Annotated in this window: 16 protein-coding genes; 8 read left to right on the top strand and 8 right to left on the bottom strand. The window is 59.0% G+C overall.

Translation table 11 applies throughout. From position 1 onward, the window contains the following. Nucleotides 1-20 precede the first annotated feature (20 nt). Entirely contained in the window at nucleotides 21-911 is an 891-nt protein-coding gene (locus RGR602_RS26715; protein WP_040115037.1) for a proline iminopeptidase-family hydrolase, read from the bottom strand. 127 nt (nucleotides 912-1,038) lie between these two features. On the opposite strand from RGR602_RS26715, the gene RGR602_RS26710 reads away from it, so the two are divergent. Further along, on the top strand, nucleotides 1,039-1,821 hold the full coding sequence (locus tag RGR602_RS26710) for a LuxR family transcriptional regulator (protein WP_040115036.1): 783 nt from the start codon (nucleotides 1,039-1,041) through the stop codon (nucleotides 1,819-1,821). A gap of 105 nt (nucleotides 1,822-1,926) precedes the next feature. Further along, on the top strand, nucleotides 1,927-2,841 hold the full coding sequence (locus tag RGR602_RS26705) for a proline iminopeptidase-family hydrolase (RefSeq protein ID WP_040115035.1): 915 nt from the start codon (nucleotides 1,927-1,929) through the stop codon (nucleotides 2,839-2,841). A 215-nt stretch (nucleotides 2,842-3,056) separates the two neighbouring features. On the opposite strand, the gene RGR602_RS26700 is transcribed toward RGR602_RS26705, so the two are convergent. Next, complete coding sequence (locus RGR602_RS26700) at nucleotides 3,057-4,028, bottom strand: 3'-5' exonuclease (RefSeq protein ID WP_040115034.1); 972 nt, start codon at nucleotides 4,026-4,028, stop codon at nucleotides 3,057-3,059. A 40-nt stretch (nucleotides 4,029-4,068) separates the two neighbouring features. Further along, nucleotides 4,069-4,725: a DUF4304 domain-containing protein gene (locus RGR602_RS26695; protein ID WP_040115033.1), complete on the bottom strand. Its 657-nt coding sequence runs from the start codon at nucleotides 4,723-4,725 to the stop codon at nucleotides 4,069-4,071. Nucleotides 4,726-4,874: 149 nt separating this feature from the next. On the opposite strand from RGR602_RS26695, the gene RGR602_RS26690 reads away from it, so the two are divergent. After that, nucleotides 4,875-5,387, top strand: a complete 513-nt coding sequence (locus tag RGR602_RS26690; protein ID WP_170250277.1) for a hypothetical protein — start codon at nucleotides 4,875-4,877, stop codon at nucleotides 5,385-5,387. 160 nt (nucleotides 5,388-5,547) lie between these two features. Here the strand turns inward: RGR602_RS26690 and RGR602_RS26685 are convergent, their stop codons facing one another. The 5 genes from RGR602_RS26685 to RGR602_RS26670 form a co-directional block, all read right to left on the bottom strand. Beyond that, on the bottom strand, nucleotides 5,548-5,964 hold the full coding sequence (locus tag RGR602_RS26685; protein WP_040115031.1) for a helix-turn-helix domain-containing protein: 417 nt from the start codon (nucleotides 5,962-5,964) through the stop codon (nucleotides 5,548-5,550). Nucleotides 5,965-7,118: 1,154 nt separating this feature from the next. Further along, entirely contained in the window at nucleotides 7,119-7,751 is a 633-nt protein-coding gene (locus RGR602_RS37690; RefSeq protein ID WP_166677351.1) for a hypothetical protein, read from the bottom strand. Nucleotides 7,752-7,928: 177 nt separating this feature from the next. Further along, nucleotides 7,929-8,825 carry an SMP-30/gluconolactonase/LRE family protein gene (locus RGR602_RS26680; protein WP_040115030.1) on the bottom strand — a complete coding sequence of 299 codons (897 nt, stop codon included), beginning with the start codon at nucleotides 8,823-8,825 and terminating at the stop codon, nucleotides 7,929-7,931. A gap of 67 nt (nucleotides 8,826-8,892) precedes the next feature. Beyond that, entirely contained in the window at nucleotides 8,893-9,924 is a 1,032-nt protein-coding gene (locus tag RGR602_RS26675) for an L-idonate 5-dehydrogenase (RefSeq protein WP_040115029.1), read from the bottom strand. An 11-nt stretch (nucleotides 9,925-9,935) separates the two neighbouring features. Beyond that, the gene (locus RGR602_RS26670) at nucleotides 9,936-10,883 is read right to left on the bottom strand and encodes a 2-hydroxyacid dehydrogenase (RefSeq protein ID WP_040115028.1); all 948 of its coding nucleotides are present in this window, start codon (nucleotides 10,881-10,883) and stop codon (nucleotides 9,936-9,938) included. 87 nt (nucleotides 10,884-10,970) lie between these two features. Between RGR602_RS26670 and RGR602_RS26665 the strand changes: the two genes are divergently transcribed. From RGR602_RS26665 to RGR602_RS26645, 5 genes are all read left to right on the top strand, one after another. Continuing rightward, nucleotides 10,971-11,729 carry an SDR family oxidoreductase gene (locus RGR602_RS26665; RefSeq protein ID WP_040115027.1) on the top strand — a complete coding sequence of 253 codons (759 nt, stop codon included), beginning with the start codon at nucleotides 10,971-10,973 and terminating at the stop codon, nucleotides 11,727-11,729. 13 nt (nucleotides 11,730-11,742) lie between these two features. After that, entirely contained in the window at nucleotides 11,743-12,234 is a 492-nt protein-coding gene (locus RGR602_RS26660; RefSeq protein ID WP_040115026.1) for a gluconokinase, read from the top strand. Beyond that, a complete protein-coding gene (locus tag RGR602_RS26655; protein WP_040115025.1) occupies nucleotides 12,231-13,118 on the top strand; it encodes an NAD(P)-dependent oxidoreductase in 888 nt (295 codons plus the stop codon). The genes RGR602_RS26660 and RGR602_RS26655 overlap by 4 nt, the downstream gene beginning before the upstream one ends. Then, nucleotides 13,115-13,447 (top strand): hypothetical protein, encoded by a 333-nt coding sequence (locus RGR602_RS26650; RefSeq protein ID WP_040115024.1) that lies wholly within the window; start codon nucleotides 13,115-13,117, stop codon nucleotides 13,445-13,447. Before RGR602_RS26655 ends, RGR602_RS26650 begins: the two co-directional genes overlap by 4 nt. A 161-nt stretch (nucleotides 13,448-13,608) precedes the next feature. After that, on the top strand, nucleotides 13,609-14,628 hold the full coding sequence (locus tag RGR602_RS26645) for a LacI family DNA-binding transcriptional regulator (protein ID WP_040116497.1): 1,020 nt from the start codon (nucleotides 13,609-13,611) through the stop codon (nucleotides 14,626-14,628). Nucleotides 14,629-14,630: the final 2 nt, after the last annotated feature.

Here is a 14,630-nt window from a genome sequence, read left to right as displayed (position 1 = left end):
GTCGGTCGCCATTCTTTGCATCAGTTCCGCCTGTGTCGTGACAAGAAATCGATCAGCGCTGGATAGTAGTCTGCGGGGTTTTCGTAAAAGGGCATGTGGCTGGCATTGGCAAGGACCTTGAGTTCGGCATTCGAAATGGCGAGCTTCATCTTCAGTGCGCAGGCCGGGGTCAGTTCGTCGTGCTCGCCCGTGGTGATCAGTGTCGGCACGGTGATGCGCGGCAGGTCGGGAATACGGTTCCAATCCTTGAGGTTGCCGATATAGAGGAATTCGTTCGGCCCCTGCATCGTGCTATATGGCCCCAAGTTCCAGTCGTTGAGCGACCGGCGCACCGGCGCCGGCCATTCCGGCAACCGGCAGACGTGCCGGTAGTTCAAAATAGTGATGGCTGCGAGATATTCCGGATGGTCGTAGGTGCCCTGCGCCTCATGCTTCTGCATCATGGCAACTGTCTCGGGGCCGAGCGCCGCACGCAACCGCTCCAGCTCGGTAATGAGATGGGGCATGTCCGCGACCGTATCTTCGAGGATCAGCGTCTGCAGGTTTTCTGGGTAAGTGAGCGCATAGTCGATTGCCAGCCAACCGCCCCAGGAATGGCCGAGCATGTGCACCTTGCCGAGCCCCAGCGCCTTGCGCACCGTCTCCGTCTCCTCGACATAGCGGCCGATCGTCCACAGCGCCGGACTGGTCGGGCGGTCTGAAGCGCCCGTGCCGAGCTGGTCGAAGGCCACCACGCGATAGCCTTTGTCAATAAGACAGGAATGCGCATCGCGCAGATAGTCACAGGGCAGTCCCGGCCCCCCGTTCAGGCAAAAAATCGTCTCGGGGCCGGAGCCGAAGCTATAGGCGACGACCTTATAGCCATCGACTCCGATTTGGTGTCGCGCCTCGGGTTCGATTTCACGCCACATTGACCACTCCGGCGAAGATTCTCTTTGCTCAATATTTGAGCATGTCTAAATTTTTATCTCAAACGACGATCCGCGCCAGCTATAAGAAGTGATAGGGTCGCCAGGGAATACGATCCGGAGTCAGCCGATGCTTGACGAAATCGAAACCATCAGACGCCAGTTTACGGTTCATCAGACACTGGATGGCCGCATCGATCAGATCTTCGAGGCCATGAAGGCAATCGGCTTCGAAGCGCTGATATATGACTATACCCCGGTGGCTTACGATCTCGACGGCGCGATCATGCTTCCGTCGCTGCTGAAGCTTCGCAACATTTGCGGCGACATGCATGACTACTGGTTCAACCGCGGCTACTTCCGCATCGACCCGGTGCAGCAGGTCGCACTTCGCACCTCGACACCCTTCTTCTGGAGCTATGATGCCGACGCCGACACGCTGATCCGCCGCTTCATGACCGAGGATACCGCGCCCGTCGCCCGCTATCTGAGCGAAAGGGATATGTCGACTGGCGTGACGGTGCCCATTCATATGCCGCGCGGTGACTATGCCACAGTCACCGGCATCCGCTTCGGGGGCAACAAGGAATTCGAGCGGCACGCCCTGCGCTATATCGCCGATTTCAATCTGCTCGCCCATGTCTTCCATGAAGCGGCCTACAACCTCTTCGATGCCGACGTCTTCCATGTCGGCAAGGCCAGGCTGACGGAACGGGAGCGCGAATGCCTGCGCTATTCGGCCGAAGGGTACTCCGCCAAGGAAATCTCGCGCGTCATCGACCGCTCGGTGCCGACGGTGGTCATGCATCTGACCGCCGCGGCCAAGAAGCTCGGCGCCAAGAACCGCACGCAGGCCGTGGTTCGCGCCACCCACTATCGCCTTCTTGAAGAGCGCTCATCCTATAACTTGTGATAGCTGCCGCGCTCTAAAGCACCACGCTATGCTTTCTCAATTGCTCACCGCAGCGTCGCGTGTCACTCGTGGCGCGCAAAGGCGGCGGTGACACCTCGAATCTGAATGGAGATCCATGTGGCCGCAATTGCGTCGAAGGAAGCCTTTCTGCCCTTTCGCGAGTACCAGACCTGGTATCGCATCACCGGCTCGCTCGACAGCGGCAAGCTGCCCCTCGTTGTCGCCCATGGCGGTCCTGGCTGCACCCATGACTATGTGGATTCCTTCACCGGGATTACCGAGATCGACGGCCGCCCGGTCATTCACTACGACCAGCTCGGTAACGGCAATTCCACCCGCCTGCGGGAAAAAGGACCGGATTTCTGGACGCCGGCGCTCTTCCTGGAAGAGCTGGATGCGCTCCTGAAGCAGGTCGGCATTCACGACCGCTACGCCTTGCTCGGCCAGTCTTGGGGCGGCATGCTCGGCGCGGAACATGCCGTGCGCCGGCCGAGGGGCCTGAAGGCGCTCGTCATCGCCAATTCCCCCGCCAACATGCGTACCTGGGTCGCTGAGGCCAACCGGCTGCGCGAGGAACTGCCGCAGGAGGTGCAGGATACGCTCTTAGAGCACGAGCAGGCCGGAACGATTACCGACCCCGAATATATCGCCGCCTCGCGAGTCTTCTATGATCGCCATGTCTGCCGCGTCGTACCCTGGCCGCCGGAAGTCGCACGCACCTTCGCCATCATGGACGAGGACAACACCGTCTACCGCAACATGAACGGCCCAACGGAGTTCCATGTCATCGGCACGATGAAGGACTGGACCATCGAAGATAGGCTGGCGCTCATCGAGGCCCCGACGCTGCTGATTTCGGGCAAGTTCGATGAGGCGACCCCGCTGGTCGTCAAGCCCTATCTCGACCACATTGAGAGATGCGAATGGGTGCTCTTCGAGCAGTCGAGCCACATGCCGCATGTGGAAGAGAAGGCACTCTGCCTGGAGACGGTTTCGGCTTTCTTGCGACGACACGATTGACAGGAAGCAGGCGCCGCAGACCCAGCGCCGGTGTTCTGGCAAGCGCCCCGGGGCTCGCAGCTATTTTGGACAGCCTTCATCGCTTCGCCGAAGCGATTGCGGGCAGAAGCTGCGGCCCAGGACCGCAGTTTCTCTCGTCAGTTGGCCAGATGCTCCGGCGCAAACCCAGTCGCGGATCGACCGTCCAGCCATGGGCGATGCGCACCGAGCAGATGTCAGGCCGCCCTGAAGCGGTCAAAGGCGGTGAGACGCTTGATCGGTGGATCTGCGTCATCCCAGCGATAGACTTGCGTACGCAGATAGCGCAGTTCGTCATCAAGTGCGTCTTCGGCAACCTCGACCCACCAGGATTTCGGACGGCCGTCACTGCCATCCGACCAGCGATAGCCGCGTGCTTTCAATTGATCCTTCATGTCGAAGGGGCTGTTTTCCGCAAAAATGCGGGCGCGTGATCGCTGGCTTGCTTCATAGAGCTCGGCAAATGGTGTTCGCCCCGCCTCTCCTCCACCCTCCGCGAGAACCTCAAGGAGAGCAAAGCAGTCATCAACCGCCCGGTGGCCCTCATGAAAATAACCGGCCTGCCCAATCAGATAACCGAGCTTTGTTCCTTCAAAGCCGCGCGACGCCCAGTCGATTTCAGAGACCGAACAAGCCCAGGCTTTTCCGGCAAAGATTGGTGAAAGGGCCTCGCAGAACGGCCGGTCGAAGCCGGCATTGTGGGCAATTACCAGATCAGCAGGCTCGACGACGGCACGAACCTGACAAAGATCAATCATCTGGTCGGCCACCATGTCGTGGGAGATACCTGTGAGACGTGTGATCTCCTCCGGGATTGGAACGCTGGGCTGCTGAAGAGCGCTATAGACGCCGATGACATCGCCGATATTGCCGGTCTCATCGAATGTGAACGCGACCGCGCCAATCTCAATAATCTCGTCCTTGCGATGATTGAGGCCGGTTGTTTCAGTGTCGATGATCACGCCTGTCAGCGGAAATCCGGGTCGCGCAGCCGTGATCACCAAACGTGGCTCGAGTTTTGTCAGGATACGGTAGCGGCCAGTCTCGTGGAGTTGCCGCACCATATCATCTTCGCTCAACGCAGTCGGTGAACGGCGCTTCGTCGATGAGCCTGCGCCCTTTGCAGGTGCTGCCCCGTTAGCATCAAACAGATCGAACTGCTGCGTCATTCGCTCTCGGCCTAATTCTCAGATGGTTCTGCGGACTGCATCATCCGCCAAAGTCGCTATAAGACATCCGCTCGAACAAATCAGAAAGAAAGTTGAGGCCGAAAAGATCAGTGGCCGCTCCCGGCGCCCCCCTGTTGTCGTCGCGACCGAACAGCAGCGCCGACAGCACGCGTCGGAAAACAGCAGCGGGCCTGCGGCGGAGTTCATCTTCAACGGATCGCCGGGGCCGCAGGAGAGAACCAAACAATCCCTGCGCCTGCTCCAGGAAGGGCGCTGCCCCGTTACGCAGGAGGCAGACCACCTCGAGACGCAGGTCCGAAACACCATCGAGCTCGGCATAGGGAAGCTGGTCAAGCCGGCAGGCGGCGTCCCTGTGCGCGAGCGATGCGATCCGCCAATGCGTGTTGTCGCGGTAGCTCGGCGCGCGCCAGTCGGCAACCCTCGCGTCTCGGCCGAAGTTGATGAAGCAGGCATTGCCATAGCGGCTCTTCTGGATCTCGACAAACGTCGTCGCAAACCAGCCGGTGCGATGCCAGCGGACCCCTTGCCGGACAAAGCCGAGCGGCAGAAGGATATCATCCACTTCCTTCGTCAGAAGCTTCAGCGCCCGTTTGCGCGTCGTCGGATCGAGCCCAGCCTTCCATGCATCAATGGCATTGCTGTCGGCGTCCTCCATCGTTTTGTCGGTCTTTTCCACCTCTTGGCGTCCCCTCACCCGGGTCGAATGGCAGCGTCAGCAGACAGGAGGCGGGCGCGACGGTCAAGGGTCCGCTGCTCGTGCGTGGTCGACGGCAGCTGATTTGGATCCTCTGCCAGGCGAGGCGCAATCGCTGTTCGCGAGGCGTCTTGATCGTGCTAGGATCAGGCCTTTCTCCGAAAGGTATTCTTGTGTTGGCAATGATGATGAACGGTAATTGCGTGGGCGGCGTATACCCAACGATCCCGAGGTTATGTGGGGGCATTTTACTGCTCGTGGCAAACGCGGCATTCGCCGAAACCTTCGTAGACACGAATGTCGTGTCTGTCGTTGAAGGCGGACATTGGCAAGAAGACGGCGTCGGCGAAGGAAGTTACCGCGTCATCGTTGTGAACCAGGGCTTTGAGCATGTATCGTCGCGCGTCGTGGTGGAATGGAAATCGGTGCCGACTGAAACAGATGACGCCCAAATCGTCCACTCCGTGGTACTGGTTAAAGGTGGCTTCTACAGCATAGGCACGCCGGAAATGACTTTTTCCAAGGATGGGGCACGCCTCGAGTTGAGGGGCACTGCTACCTACACGCCCGCCATGCCGGTCGTTTGTCATTTCGGTCTTTCTCCTGGCGGCAAAGTCGCCCGGATCAAAGGGTGTGAGGATTAATGATCGGTCCTGCTTAAGCGGCGAAAACTAGGTGAAGGCGGCCAGGCCACGTCAATTGCCCGGCTGTCGCCTCGCCTCCGGCCCAACCACCGCATCTTGCTGTTGTCGGTTTTTCAACCGAAGTGAACCGGAAACATCCTGTTCTTGGAATTCGTGAGCATCAGTCGTCGCCTTCCAGCGACGCAAGCGACTTTACCAAACCCACGATCTTTTGCCGTATTCTGGCGTCTTTTACAGCAAGGAATGCGCGGTTTAGCGCGAGCCCCTCGGCGGTGGAAATAAATCCCGTCAGATCGTCCATGCCCTTCACTAAACCTGGTTCACTTTCATCCGCTCCCGCCATTCCTTCAAAAAAGAATGAAACAGGCACGTTCAGACAGTCGGCAATGCCCTGAAGCCGGCTCGCCCCCACCCGGTTGCTGCCCTTCTCGTATTTCTGCACCTGCTGAAATGTGACACTGACCCGTTCAGCAAGCGCTGACTGGCTCATGCCCAGCACCCGTCGTTGCATACGGATTCGCCTTCCAACTTCTATGTCGACTGCACTTGGCTCCTTCGCATTAACGGCTTTATTCATGATCTCTCCTTTGCGCCTCAGGGAATTAAAATGAGATTGTGCCAGTGTGGAAACGTTGTCGATTGATCCAATCTAGGTAGTTCTTGAAGAGGTGTCCCTCCCGAATCGCCCGGTCCGTTCGCTTCAATGACCGGCGTGTCTTTCGATCCCGGCCCAATGTTCCGCCCTGTTCTGCGCCCAGGATAGCTGCGCCCGGCGCGTGTGCGGTCAGAGCACACTGTCGGGCACCGATGAGAACGTTCCCGTGCCCATCCCCGATGCGCCCTCCCTCGACCAGTGGGGGTGGCGACCGCAAGTCCGCCAAAAGTACTACCCTTGGGTAATAGCGCTTCTCGTCGAAGAGGCTATCATGGATTCATCAAATTCGTACTGACGGCTGACCACGGATGTACTGGCAGCCGTCGTCGATTGATCAGGAAGGGCCGGTGCGCGTGTCGCCCGGCCCTTTCCTTTAGGATTTCGGCTGCCAGTTTGCCACGGTCCTTCATGGAGATGGGCTCAATGCCACTCCGAAACACCGTCAGGCCCAGTCGGGCGAATATCGGACCAAAGTCCGACCGTTTCTCAGACTTCGTGCCGATACCACCTTTCGGCAACTACAGTATGTTTGCACGCGAGCGGGTTGTGAATTTTTCGCTATGGCAAAGATCTTCGTGATTGCGATGTCACTCGTAATGGTTGTTTTCTGGGGTTCCGTCGGCGTTCTGATGTACTCCCTGCTTACATGAAGTCGTCCCAAACTCGTCCCTCCCGGCCGGGTCTTGATTCGATTGCTCGACGAATAGTTGACACCCATTGGGTAGCCGAACCTCCAGCTGTGCCCTATAGTCTCCTTTCAGCAATGGAGGTTGCCTAAGGAGGGTTTAGATTATGAGCGATACCGCTGTTGGTTTCATGGTGGCAGCTGAACTGTCGGCCCTGTTCTGGGCCGCGGCGCTCATGGTGGCGTTATCGATCTCTTGACGACGCACGGCCTCTTCGTCTTTACCTTGGCTGTCGCGACTTCGATGAGAAGCATTTGCTATCGGTTTCGACCTCCTGGCTGGTCGGCACGAATTCCCGCTCGTCGTGGTCTTCCCTCAGTCGCGAACTCCAGGCGGGCTGGCAAGGATCTGCCGACAAACTCGAGCCGCCCAGGCACACCGATATATAAATCAACAGGCTCCATACTTCCCATCGCAGAAATATGAGAATGCGGCAGGTGGATCCGGCGTCACGCTACCACAGACCTTTATGGCGTCGCCGATCTCGTCTCTTCCGCAGGGGCTGCTGGACGCAGTGATCTTTAACGTGTTGATCTGCAATTCCCACTCCCACGCGCAGAACTGCTCAGCCCTGATCGGTTCGGGCAGAACTGCAAAGCGCCCTACGATCTGATGTGCGCAGCAATTACGACCGGGCAGATCAATACCTGCCGCTAAATATTGGTGGGCAGCTTTTCTCGCGGCGGATTTCATACGAAGCAGTGGAAAGCGTGCGCCGAAGAGACTGGGCTGAGCCCGGATTTGACGCAGCTCTAGGAGAGGTGGCGGAATTCGATCGACTTGCACTTCGCCCGGCAATCGCGCTAAGGCTGCGTGATGGACGACAATATCATCAAGTTTCGCAAGCCCAGGCCGCCCCGTCAGCGAGATCCCCGCCTTCGTAAGATTCTCATTGTACTCGGCGTGCTTGCTTTGTTTGCGATTGCCTGGCTCTATTTCGCATTCGTGGGTGCCCCGGTGGCTTCTTGAGGCTTCGAAGAGGCAATGGCTGCGGTACTCTTCAGGGGAGAGGTTTGTCGACATGAGGCGACGAGCGGTCGGCTGCACCACTGGACTGCTTTGATCTAAGGTCGTTTGGGGCGTAACAGGCAGCTTCAACCGCGGTGTGCGAGACAAATGCACCAGCAAAATCGCCTTGAAGAGGTTCGAACTGAAAACCGTAGTGTTCGATTTCAGATTTGATCGCGCTATCGGGTGAACTCACGGACCTTGAGCGCCTCTTCGGTTGATGACGATTCCATAAATGCTCGTTGTCGCAGCGATCAAGAGCTGATGTTTTGCGCGACCACCGAAGCAAAGGTTCGACACAAGCTCCGGGACGAGGATCTTGCCCATCAGATGACCGTCCGGGGCGATGCAGTGTACCCCATCGGCTGCCGAAGACCACAGGTTACCTTCATCGTCGATCCGAAAACCATCCGCGCATCCGGGATCGATGGCGCAAAACACCTCTCCGCCGACAAGCCTACCGTCGGACGAAACATCGAAGACCCGGATATGCCGCGGATCTGAACTGAACATCCGCCCGGTATCAGCGACATAAAGGCGAGATTCGTCTGGACTAAAGGCCAGGCCGTTCGGGCAGGCAAAATCCGTCAGCACGGCTTCGATCTTTCCGGGGGCCTCCACCCGGTAGACGTGGCATGGCAGTTCTTGCTCGGCACGAAAGCCCTCGTAGTCGGTCATGATCCCGTAGTGCGGATCGGAAAACCAGATCGAATTGTCCGATTTTACCACCACATCATTAGGGGAATTTAGCCGCCTGCCCCGGTAGCTGTCGGCAATTACAGTGACGGAACCGTCGAGTTCCGTCCGTGTCACCCGCCGCGTTCCATGCTCGCATGTCACCAATCTGCCCTGCTTGTCGCGCGTATTGCCATTGGCAAAGTTTGACGGCGCTCGGAATACCGATACCCCAGCGCCCGCGGACCAGCGAAGGATGCGATTATTCGGAATGTCCGAGAACAGTAGGCATCCGGCGTCGCCGAACCAGACCGGGCCCTCGACCCAGTCAAAGCCGGTGGCGATCTGCTTGACCGGCGCATTGGGGAGCACATAGGTGCCAAACAGCGGATCAAGCACTTCGAAACATGACATTGCGTTCTTCTCCCAGATTTACCGGGCCATTCTTATTCGGACCGCCGGACGCGGGTTGCGACTGGTGTCAATTAAAGGCAATCTGCGCCTTCATCGCCTGGCTCCTATCAGTTGCCAGTTCGAAGGCCGTCACAGCGTCGGATAGGGGAAGTGTGTGGGTAATCAGCGGCTTCACGTCGATCAGCCCCTTTTGCATCAGTCCGACACCGGTCGCAAACTCGTCGTGAAAGCGGAAGGAACCACGCAGATCCAGCTCCTTGGCTGTAATCGCCATCATCGGGAGGTTCATGTCTCCACCAAGACCAAGCTGAATAATCACGGCGCGCGGACGAAGAGCAGCGATGCCGGCAACCAAGGCAGGCGCGGCACCGGAGCACTCGTACAGGACGTCGAATGAGCCCTTTTGGGCTGCGTAAGGGGTCAGCGCATCCGGCTCGTCTCCCATATTGATTGTCCTGTCCGCGCCGACCTTGCGAGCCAGCGACAGTGTGAAATCCGACAGATCCGTTGCGATGATTTCGGCAGCGCCAGCACGGCGGGCTGCGAGGATCGATAGAAGGCCGATCGGCCCGCAGCCGGTCACCAGAACCCGTTTACCCAATATTTCTCCGGCCCGGCGAGTAGCGTGAAGAGTAACGGCCAGGGGTTCTGCGATCGCCGCTTCGCCTGGGGTAAGGCCGTCGGCCGGCACGCACTGAATGGCATCGGCGATGAGGGCCTCTCGAAATGCTCCCTGGACATGCGGGAAAGGCATGGCACTGCCATAAAACCGCATATTGAGGCACTGATTGTGAAGCCCTTCCTGGCAGTATAGGCAGGATCGGCACGGCCGGGACGGAGAAACAGCGACGAGCTGGCCCGATTTCAATCCCTCAACGCCCGAGCCGAGTGCTTCCACATACGCTGACACCTCGTGACCAAGGATCATCGGCTCCCGCAGCCTGACTGCGCCGAAGCCGCCGTGATTGTAATAGTGCAGATCGCTGCCGCAGATGCCACCGGTGGCAAGGCGCAGGCGCACTTCTCCGGGTCCTGGCGCTTCGATCGGGCGCTCCTCGATACGCAGGTCTTTCGGTCCGTGAATGACGATGGCTTTCATCGGCGCGCTCCTTAAAGAACCGGGGTCAGCAGGGCCTGACCGGAAAAATGCGCCATGAGATTGTCACGAACAAGCTGTCCCATGGCCTTGCGTGTTTCGATGGTTCCAGATGCGTGGTGTGGCTGCAAGAGCACATTGTCGAGGGCGAGAAAACGTGGGTTGAGCTTCGGCTCACCTTCGAACACGTCAAGGGCGGCGGAGCCCAGCGCACCGCATTCGAGTGCATCAAGCAGGGCATTTTCATCGATATTGGAAGCGCGGGAGATATTGACCAACATCCCCTCCTCGCCGAGAGCCGCAATTACCTCGCGGCCGACGATGTGGCGGGTGGCTGCAGAAGCGGCCAAAGTGACGAACAGGAAATCCGAATGCGCCGCGAGCGCTACCGGATCGGCGATAAATTTCCAATCGGCAGCGAAATCTTTTGGCGCCACATCGGAATAAGCGACTTGCATATCGAAGCCCTGAAGGCGTTTGGCCACTTCATAGCCGATCCGGCCAAGGCCGAGTACGCCGGCGCGGCGGCCCCACACGCGACGCTTCAGCGGGTAGAGCCCCCTTGCCGCCCAGCTTCCGTCCTTTACCCAGCTTTCCGCGCCGATCATGCCGCGCGACAGGCACAACATCATCGCCACGCCAAGATCCGCTACGTCGCTCGTCAGCACGTCCGGTGTGTTGGTGACGCGGATGCCACGTTCCCGGCAAGCCGCCAGATCGACGGCATCAAAACCAACCCCATAGACTGAAATCAGCTCGAGTGAAGGGCAGGCTTCGATCATGGCCCGGTTGGCGCCGAGTTCGCCTCGCGTGGCAATCGCCCGGACATTGGGGCCGACAGCAGCAAGAAAGTCCGACTTGTCGGAGGCCTCGAAGTAGCGATGAACCGAAAATGCAGCATTCAGAGGCACTTCGTCCCATTCCGGATAGGGGCCGACTTGAAGGATCTGGGGTTTGCTCATTTCGGTGTCTCCGTCCCTTGACAATTAATGTTATCGATAACATAAAGATGGGCATTGCGAATGTCGAGACAAAAAATGAGGGAAACCATGGGGCAGGACTTGTTTGATTTGACGGGCCGCCGAGCCCTCGTCACGGGATCGTCGCAGGGGATCGGCCTTGCCCTTGCGCGCGGTCTTGCCAATGCCGGTGCCGAAATCGTGCTCAATGGCCGCGACGCTGCAAAACTTGCGGAAGCCGCCAGCGGCCTCGGTGGCAGCACGCATCAATTGGCATTCGACGCGACCGATCATGGGGCCGTTCGCGCAGCGGTGGATGGCTTCGAAGCAGCGATCGGTGCGATCGACATCCTCGTAAACAATGCGGGAATGCAGCATCGCACTCCGCTCGAGGACTTTCCGGCGGACGCGTTCGAGCAGATCATGCGGACCAATATCTCAACAGTTTTCAACGTTGGCCAGGCGGTCGCACGACACATGATCAAACGCCAAGCAGGCAAGATCATCAATATCGCCAGCGTACAGACTGCATTGGCGCGTCCCGGCATTGCACCCTACACGGCGACCAAGGGCGCCGTCGGCAACCTGACCAAGGGAATGGCGACCGACTGGGCCAAATACGGGCTGCAATGCAATGCCATTGCGCCCGGCTATTTCGATACCCCATTGAACGCCGCATTGGTTGCCGATTCCGCCTTTTCCGCATGGCTGGAAAAGCGCACGCCGGCCGGCCGCTGGGGTAAGGTGGACGAACTCGTCGGCGCCTGCGTGTTCCTCGCCTCCAACGCATCCTCATTTGTGAACGGACATGTGCTTTATGTTGACGGTGGCATTACGGCCTCTCTTTGAGGTTCGGCAGCGAATGGTGCTGATGGGGGTTGCGGGGTGCGGCAAGTCCTCGGTCGGGGCCGCACTTGCCGCACGATTAGGGGCGGCATATCTCGACGGCGACGATCTTCACCCGTCTGCGAACATCGACAAGATGAGCCGCGGCATGGCCTTGAACGATGAGGATCGCTGGCCATGGTTGACGCTCGTGGGCCAGACTCTTGCCAAGTCCGAAGGGCCGCAGATCGTCGGCTGTTCGGCGCTTAAGCGAGCTTACCGCGCTCACATCACGCAAACTTCCGGAGAGACAATCACCTTCATTCATCTTGCCGGTACGCCCGAAGTCATCAAGGCGCGAATGAATGCACGAAAAGGTCATTTTATGCCGGCCGGCCTGCTGACGAGCCAGTTCGCAGCGCTGGAACCACCAGACGCGGGCGAAAACGCGTTCAGCGTGGATATCGACCGACCGCTCGGCGCGATCGTCGAAGCAATCGTCACGCAATTGGAAGGAGTGAAAACATGACGAACAAGGTTGCATTGATCGGTGCCGGCGCGATGGGCGGCGCCATTGGAACGCGGCTCCTCGAAACCGGGGTTCATTTGACGGTCTTTGATCCTGACGCGGCCAAGATGCGCGAGTTGGTCGACAAAGGCGCTCTGCCGGCGGCAAGCGCGGCGGAAGCAGCCGGCGGCTCGGACTATGTCATCCTCAGCCTCAACTCGGCGAAAATCGTCCGCCTCGCCGTCTTCGGCGAAGGCGGCGTTGCAGGCGGCGCCAGGCCCGGAACTGTCATCATAGACATGTCCTCGATCGATCCGGAGGCGACGAAGGCCCTGGCGTGCGAGGCGGCGCAAAAGGGCCTGCGCTGGGTCGACAGTCCCCTGTCGGGTGGCGCGCCCAAGGCATTGGTCGGACAGCTTACGCTTATGGCCGGCGGCAAGGAACAAGACGTCGCTGATGCCTACGAGGTGCTGCGGCACGTTGCCTCGAATTACACCCATATGGGGCCTGCCGGCGCCGGCCAGACAACGAAGCTGATCAACCAGGTTCTCTGCGGGCTGAATTTTCTGGCCGTGGCGGAAGCGACGCAGTTGGCCCTCGACGCTGGCGTGGATGCGGCAAAGATTCCGCAGGCATTGAAAGGCGGCCGGGCCGACAGCGCAATCCTGCAAGAATACATGCCGCGCTTTGTCGTCAAAGATTATCGTCGCACCGGCCGGATCGACAACATGGTCAAAGATTTGAGCGGGGCGCAGGATCTCGCCCGTCGCACCAACACCGCCATGCCGCTGACGGCGCTGTGCGCCGAAATTCACCGCATGCTGACTGCCGCCGGTCTCGGCGGTGAGGACCAGGCCGCCCTGATGGAATTTTTCAAGGGACCCAACAAGGACATCGTACAATGATAACACGCTATGCCCTCTTCGAAGGAAAAGTGAAGGACGGTCAAACGGAGGCGTTTCGGGCCGCAGTGCTCAACGACATCCTGCCGAAATGGAAGGCCTTTCCGGGCGCCCTCGATGTCCGGGTAACCTTCGCCGATGCCCGCGATGAAGGAGCGCCGGAAATTCCGATGATCCTTGCGATCAACTATCCCGATCTCGCAACAGTCGAGACCGCGCTTGCAAGTCCAGCCCGCACCGCGGCAAAGGCAGCGACGGAAGAAGTATTGGCACGTTTTTTTGACGGGCGAATCCATCATCATGTGACCCAGGCAAACGAATTCCCGCTCTAAGCTCGACGCCGTGGCGGCGAGCTAATCTCTCGGCTGTTCGACTACCGGCAAGCGGGCGACCCAAAGCATCGGCTGTCCGTTGAACGGGGCAAGTCACAACCTGCTTGCAAATCATGCGTAAAGCCGGTTGTATGGATCTGGTAACGATAACATGGATGCAGATGCCCAATATTCGTAAACCACCAACCATGGCAGATGTCGCCCGCATGGCAGGCGTGTCGCCGATGACGGTGTCGCGTGCTTTCAAGCGCGACACCTCCGTCAGCCAAGAGACACGCGAGGCTGTCAGACGCGCAACCGAGGAGCTTGGTTACGTCTTCGACAGCACGGCTTCCAATTTGCGATCACAGCGCACGGACTTCGTGGCCGTTACGATCCCCTCGATCAACAATGCTAATTTCGCCGATACGGTGCGGGCGCTGTCGGACGGATTGTCAGATAAGGGCTTACAGGTTCTGCTCGGCTACACAAACTACGACGTTCGTGAAGAAGAACGGCTGATTGAGCAGCTCTTGCGGCGCAAGCCCGAAGCAATCGTGGTCACGGGCGGCAAACATACATCGCGAGCCCGAAAACTCCTGTCGAATGCCGGCATCCCCGTCATTGAAACCTGGGATCTTCCGGAAGACCCGATTGGACACGTGGTCGGGTTCTCCAACGCATCGGCGGTGCGCGAGATGATCGATCATTTTGTCACTGTCGGCTATAGAAAGGTCGCCTTCATTGGTGGTGATGCCGATCGCGACACGCGCGGCAGCGATCGGCGGGCCGGCTTCATAACCGCGATGGAGGATCACGGGCTGGACGCGACACGTCTGATTGCCGCCGGGCCGCCGCCGATTTCAATGCGCGAGGGCGCGAATGCGATGGGCCGGTTGCTGGAGCATTTCCCAGATACCGAAGCGGTCATCTGCGTTTCTGATCTTTCGGCCTTCGGCGCCCTTACCGAATGTCAACGGCGCGGCGTCGCGGTGCCGGACCAGATTGCCATCGGCGGCTTCGGCGATTACGAGATCGGCGCGATTTGCGTTCCCAGTCTGACAACGATCAATGCCTTTGCAGCCGACATCGGAGCAAAAACGGCGCGGCTCATTATCGACGTCCTGGACGGGTCGCTTTCAGACAGCGTGGGCGTGATAACGATCCGACCGGATTTGATCCTGCGCCAAACTAGCCGCTGAGG

It is taken from the genome of Rhizobium gallicum bv. gallicum R602sp (assembly GCF_000816845.1).
In the GTDB taxonomy this organism is placed as follows: Bacteria; Pseudomonadota; Alphaproteobacteria; order Rhizobiales; family Rhizobiaceae; genus Rhizobium; species Rhizobium gallicum.
Note: the sequence above shows the minus strand (reverse complement) of the source record. Positions and strands in the feature narration are given on the sequence as shown.

Excerpts from the sequence above, each read along its gene's own strand:
- RGR602_RS37690 (WP_166677351.1), bottom strand. The coding sequence starts at position 7,751 with ATGTCGACAAACCTCTCCCCTGAAGAGTACCGCAGCCATTGCCTCTTC.
- RGR602_RS26715 (WP_040115037.1), bottom strand. The coding sequence starts at position 911 with ATGTGGCGTGAAATCGAACCCGAGGCGCGACACCAAATCGGAGTCGAT.
- RGR602_RS26660 (WP_040115026.1), top strand. The coding sequence starts at position 11,743 with ATGGTGCTGATGGGGGTTGCGGGGTGCGGCAAGTCCTCGGTCGGGGCC.
- RGR602_RS26665 (WP_040115027.1), top strand. The coding sequence starts at position 10,971 with ATGGGGCAGGACTTGTTTGATTTGACGGGCCGCCGAGCCCTCGTCACG.
- RGR602_RS26685 (WP_040115031.1), bottom strand. The coding sequence starts at position 5,964 with ATGAATAAAGCCGTTAATGCGAAGGAGCCAAGTGCAGTCGACATAGAA.
- RGR602_RS26650 (WP_040115024.1), top strand. The coding sequence starts at position 13,115 with ATGATAACACGCTATGCCCTCTTCGAAGGAAAAGTGAAGGACGGTCAA.
- RGR602_RS26675 (WP_040115029.1), bottom strand. The coding sequence starts at position 9,924 with ATGAAAGCCATCGTCATTCACGGACCGAAAGACCTGCGTATCGAGGAG.
- RGR602_RS26655 (WP_040115025.1), top strand. The coding sequence starts at position 12,231 with ATGACGAACAAGGTTGCATTGATCGGTGCCGGCGCGATGGGCGGCGCC.
- RGR602_RS26710 (WP_040115036.1), top strand. The coding sequence starts at position 1,039 with ATGCTTGACGAAATCGAAACCATCAGACGCCAGTTTACGGTTCATCAG.
- RGR602_RS26680 (WP_040115030.1), bottom strand. The coding sequence starts at position 8,825 with ATGTCATGTTTCGAAGTGCTTGATCCGCTGTTTGGCACCTATGTGCTC.
- RGR602_RS26645 (WP_040116497.1), top strand. The coding sequence starts at position 13,609 with ATGCCCAATATTCGTAAACCACCAACCATGGCAGATGTCGCCCGCATG.
- RGR602_RS26700 (WP_040115034.1), bottom strand. The coding sequence starts at position 4,028 with ATGACGCAGCAGTTCGATCTGTTTGATGCTAACGGGGCAGCACCTGCA.
- RGR602_RS26670 (WP_040115028.1), bottom strand. The coding sequence starts at position 10,883 with ATGAGCAAACCCCAGATCCTTCAAGTCGGCCCCTATCCGGAATGGGAC.
- RGR602_RS26705 (WP_040115035.1), top strand. The coding sequence starts at position 1,927 with ATGGAGATCCATGTGGCCGCAATTGCGTCGAAGGAAGCCTTTCTGCCC.